Genomic DNA, 5004 nt, shown 5'->3' on the forward strand with positions numbered 1-5004 from the left:
CAGCCGCTGCTGCGGGTCCATCGCGAGGGCTTCACGCGGGCTGATGCCGAAGAAGTCAGGGTCGAACTCGGTGGCCCGGTCGATGAACCCGCCGTGGCGGGTGAACGAGCGGCCCGGGGCGTCCGGGTCGTCGGCGAAGAGCCGGTCGAGGTCCCAGTCCCGGTCGGTGCGGAACTCGGTGATGCCGTCGCGGCCCTCGGCGACCAGCTCCCACAGCCCGTCCGGGTCGCTGACGCCGCCCGGGTAGCGGCAGCTCATGCCGACGATCGCGATCGGCTCGTCGGCGGTCGCCGGGCCGGCGGGGGTGTCGGCGGCGGCGTCACCGGATTCGGGCAGCCGCAGCAGCGTGGCGAGCTGACCGGCGAGCACGGCCGGGCTGGGGTAGTCGAAGATGACGGTGGTGGGCAGCGACAGCCCGGTGGCGGCGGTGAGCTGGTTGCGCAGCTCCACCGCGGTCAGCGAGTCGAAGCCGAGGTCGCGGAACGCGCGCCGGGGGCGTACCGCGTCGCTGCCGGCGTGGCCGAGCACCGCGGCGGCGTGGTCGCGGACCAGGTCGGTGAGGCGCCGTTCCCGGTCGGCGAGGGGCAGGTCGAGCAGTTGCCGGCGCAGTCCGGCGGCCCGGTCGTCGACCTCCTCGGCGGGCCGCTCGGCCAGCGCGTCGCGGGCCTCCGGGATGTCGGCGAGCAGCGGCCGGGGCCGGGCGGAGGCGTACGCGGGCGCGAACTGGGCCCAGTCGACGTCCGCCACGACGAGGGTGGTCTCGCCGTGCTCGACGGCGCGGCGCAGGGCCAGCAGCGCGGCGGCCGGCTGCATCGGGTTGAGCCCCCGGCGGCTGAGCAGTCGCTGGGCCTCCTCGGTGGTGGCCATCCCACCCTCGGCCCAGGCGCCCCAGGAGATCGAGGTGGCGGCCAGTCCCCGGGCGCGGCGCTGCTCGGCGAGCGCGTCCAGGTGGGCGTTCGCCGCCGCGTACGCGGCCTGGCCGCCGCTGCCCCACACGCCGGAGATGGAGGCGAACAGCACGAACGCGTCGAGCGGCCGGTCGCCGAGCAGCTCGTCGAGGTGGACGGCGCCGGCGACCTTGCCGGCCATCACGTGGTCGAACACGTCGAGGTCGGTGTCGACCAGCGCGGTGAGCCGGGTGATCCCGGCGGCGTGCAGCACGGCGGTCAGCGGCGCGACGTCGTCCAGGCCGGCGACCAGCGCGGCGACCTGCTCCCGGTCGGCCAGGTCGCAGGCGACCACGGTGACCCGTACCCCGTCGGTGGTCAGCTCGTCGGCCAGCTCGCGGGCCCCGGCGGCGTCGAGGCCGCGGCGGCTGGTGAGCACCAGGTGCTCGGCGCCGTTGGCGGCGAGCCAGCGGGCGGCCTGGGCGCCGATCGCGCCGGTGCCGCCGGTGATCAGCACGGTGCCGCGCGGCTGCCAGCCGGTGAGCTGCCCGGCGGTCCGCGCGGTGGTGCGGGCCAGCCGGCGGACGAACGTGCCGTAGGGGCGGACCGCGAACTGGTCCTCGTCGCCGCCGCCGGTGAGGATGCGGGCCACCTCGGCCCAGGTGGCCGCGTCGGGCGCGGCGGGCAGGTCGACCACGCCGCCCCACTGCCGGGGGTGTTCCAGGCCGATCACCCGGGCCAGGCCCCAGAGCGCGGCCTGGGCGGCGCTGGCGACCGGCTCGTCCGGACCGGTGCCCACGCCGCCCCGGGTGACGCACCACAGCGGCGCGGCGCGGCCGGCGTCCTGGGCGGCCTGCACCAGCCGGGTGGTGGCGACCAGGCCGGTGGAGATGCCGGGGTGGCCCGGGTGGCCGGTGTCGGCGAGCCCGAGCAGGGACACGATCGCGGTCGGCTCGTCGGTGAGCGAGGCGGCCAGCTCGGCGCGGGTGGCGTGGACCGGGTCCACGGTCAGCGTGCGCAGCGTCGACCCGTCGGGCAGCGCGGCGGCGAGCGCGGCCAGCCAGGCGTCGGCCCGCTCGTCGCCGGCCGGCGTCACCGCCAGCAGGTCGGCGACGGCCGGGGTGCCGCCGCCGGTGGCCGGCTGCCAGCCGACCCGGTAGGACCAGCCGTCCAGCACGGCCCGCTGGAGCCGGACGCGGCGCCAGGAGGACAGCAGCGGCAGCGCCGGGGCGAGCACCTCCGGGTCGGCGTCCCCGGTGGTGAGCGCGGCGACGTCGGCGCGTTCCACCGCCGACCAGAACTCCACGTCGACGACGTCCGGGCCGACCGGGCCGGCGGCGCTCGCCGCGATCCGCTCCGGCCAGTAGCGGCGCCGCTGGAACGCGTACGTGGGCAGGCCGGTGAGCACCGGCGCGGGGGCGAGGACCCGGGCCAGGTCCACCGGCAGGCCGTGCGCGTGGGCGTGGGCGATGCTGGTCAGCAGCCGCAGCCGGGCGTCCTCGCCGCGTCGCAGCGTGGACAGCGCGCGGCCGGTGGTGCCGGTGTCGTCCAGGATGGCCGCGATCGACATGGTGAGCACCGGGTGCGGGGACACCTCGACGAAGTCGGTGTGCCCGGCGTCGATCGCGGTCCGCACGGCGGTGTCGAAGAGCACCGGCAGGCGCAGGTTGTCGGCCCAGTGATCGGCGTCGAGGCGGGTGCCGTCGATCCGGTCGCCGGTGACCGTGGAGATGATCGGCACGTCGCCGGCGCGAGGCGTCAGCCCGGCCAGTTCGGTGCGGAGCCGGTCGGCGACCGGCGCCACGGCCGGGGAGTGCGAGGCGTAGTCGACGGCCACCGGGCGGGCGCGTACCCCGTCGGCGACCAGCGTGGCGATCAGGTCGGCGACGGCCTGCGGCGGCCCGGCCACGGCGGTGGTGGCGGGACCGTTGACCACCGAGACGGTGACGCCCTCGGGCAGGCGGGCGGCGAGTTCGGCGGCGGGCAGGTCGACGGCGGCCATGGTGCCGGTGCCGGCGACGTCGGCCAGCGCCCGCAGCCGCAGCGACAGCACCCGGGCCGCGTCGGCGAGGGTGAGCGCGCCGGCCACGTGGGCGGCGACGATCTCGCCCTGGGAGTGGCCGATCACGGCGCGCGGGCTCATCCCGGCGTGCCGCCACAGCCGGGCCAGTGCCACGCCGACCGCGAACAGCGCCGGCTGGGCGATCTCGGAGCGGGTCAGCCACGAGGTGTCGGCGCCGGTGAGCACGCCGACCACGTCGACGTCGAGCCAGCGGTCCAGTTCGGCCTGGCACTCGGCGAGCGCCTCGTCGAAGACCGGCGCGGCGCCGATCAGCTCGGCGGCCATGGCGGCGTGCTGCGCGCCCTGGCCGGGGAACACCCAGACCGGTCCCTCCCCCGGCTCGCCGGCGTGCCCGGTGACGACCGTGGCGGCGGGCGTGCCGGCGGCGACCGCGTCCAGGCCGGCGAGGAGCTGGTCGGGGTCGGCGGCGACCACGGCGGCCCGGTGCTCGAACACCGACCGGGTGGTGACCAGCGACCAGGCCAGCCGCGCCGGGTCGAGGTCGGCGTGCGCGCGGACGTGACGGGCCAGCCGGGCGGCCTGCTCGCGCAGCGCGTCGGCGGACCGGGCGGAGAGCGGCCACACGGTCGCGGCGCCGGCGATCAGGGCCGGCCGGTCGGTGTCGACCGCCGGGGCGGGCGTCGGGTCGGCCTGTTCCACGATGACGTGGGCGTTGGTGCCGCTGATGCCGAACGAGGAGATCGCGGCGCGGCGCGGCCGGTCCACCGCCGGCCAGCTCCGCGCCTCGGTGAGCAGTTCCACCGCGCCGGCGGTCCAGTCGATGTGCGGGGACGGCGTGTCGACGTGCAGCGTGGCGGGCAGCCGGCCGTGCCGGATGGCCTGCACCATCTTGATCACGCCGGCGACGCCGGCGGCGGACTGGCTGTGGCCCAGGTTCGACTTGATCGAGCCGAGCCACAGCGGGTCCCGCCCGTCGCGGTCCCGCCCGTACGTGGCCAGCAGCGCCTGCGCCTCGATCGGGTCGCCGAGCGTGGTGCCGGTGCCGTGCGCCTCGACCACGTCCACGTCGCCGGTGTCCAGCCGGGCGTTGCTCAGCGCCTGCCGGATGACCCGCTGCTGGGAGGGGCCGTTGGGGGCGGTGAGCCCGTTGGACGCGCCGTCCTGGTTGATCGCGCTGCCGCGCAGCACCGCGAGGACCGGGTGGCCGTTGCGGCGGGCGTCGGCGAGCCGTTCGACGAGCAGCAGGCCGACGCCCTCGGCCCAGCCGGTGCCGTCGGCGGCGCCGGCGAACGACTTGCACCGCCCGTCGGAGGCGAGGCCCCGCTGGCGGGAGAAGCCGACGAACGCGCTGGGGCTGGCCATCACGGTCACGCCGCCGGCCAGCGCCAGGTCGAACTCGCCGGCCCGCAACGCCTGCGCGGCCAGGTGCAGCGCGACGAGCGACGAGGAGCAGGCGGTGTCCACGGTGACGGCCGGCCCTTCCAGGCCGAGCGCGTACGCGATCCGCCCGGAGACCACGCTGGTGACGGTGCCGGTGAGCAGGTAGCCCTCGTCGGCGTCGGTGGCGGCGCCGTCGGCGGCGGCGCCGTAGCCGTTGGCGGCGGTGCCGACGAACACGCCGACCTTCTGGCCGCGCACCGACGAGGGGGCGATGCCGGCGGTCTCGAACGCCTCCCACGAGGTTTCCAGCAGCAGCCGCTGCTGCGGGTCCATGGCGAGGGCCTCGCGGGGGCTGATGCCGAAGAACTCGGCGTCGAAGCCGGCCGCGTCGTAGAGGAAGCCGCCCTGCTGGGTGGTGGAGCGGCCGACCCGGTCGGCGGACGGGTCGTAGAGGTTGGCCAGGTCCCAGCCCCGGTCGGTGGGGAAGCCGCCGATCGCGTCGCCGCCGGCGTCCACCAGCTCCCACAACTGCTCGGGGGTGGACACCCCGCCGGGATAGCGGCAGGACATCGCGACGATCGCGATCGGTTCCCGGGCGGCGGCGGTGAGCTGCTGGTTGAGCTGCTTGAGCCGGCCGGTCTCCTTGAGGGAGGCCCGAAGCGCCTCGACGACCTTGTCTGCGGACGTGGACATCATCTACTCCGTACGTGGGCG

The 5004-nt window shown here is 76.9% G+C and carries 1 protein-coding gene (cut by a window edge); it reads right to left on the bottom strand.

Features of this window, described 5'->3' with window-relative positions; all coding sequences use genetic code 11:
- Positions 1 to 4983 carry the start of a type I polyketide synthase gene (locus H1D33_RS10560; RefSeq protein ID WP_307755388.1) on the bottom strand. Its footprint begins 24891 nt before the window's first position, so 4983 of the gene's 29874 nt are visible here — the first part of the coding sequence; it begins with the start codon at positions 4981 to 4983; its stop codon lies beyond the left edge, outside the window.
- Positions 4984 to 5004 lie beyond the last annotated feature (21 nt).

Origin of the sequence: Micromonospora ferruginea, assembly GCF_013694245.2 — a bacterium.
Taxonomy (GTDB): domain Bacteria; phylum Actinomycetota; class Actinomycetes; order Mycobacteriales; family Micromonosporaceae; genus Micromonospora; species Micromonospora robiginosa.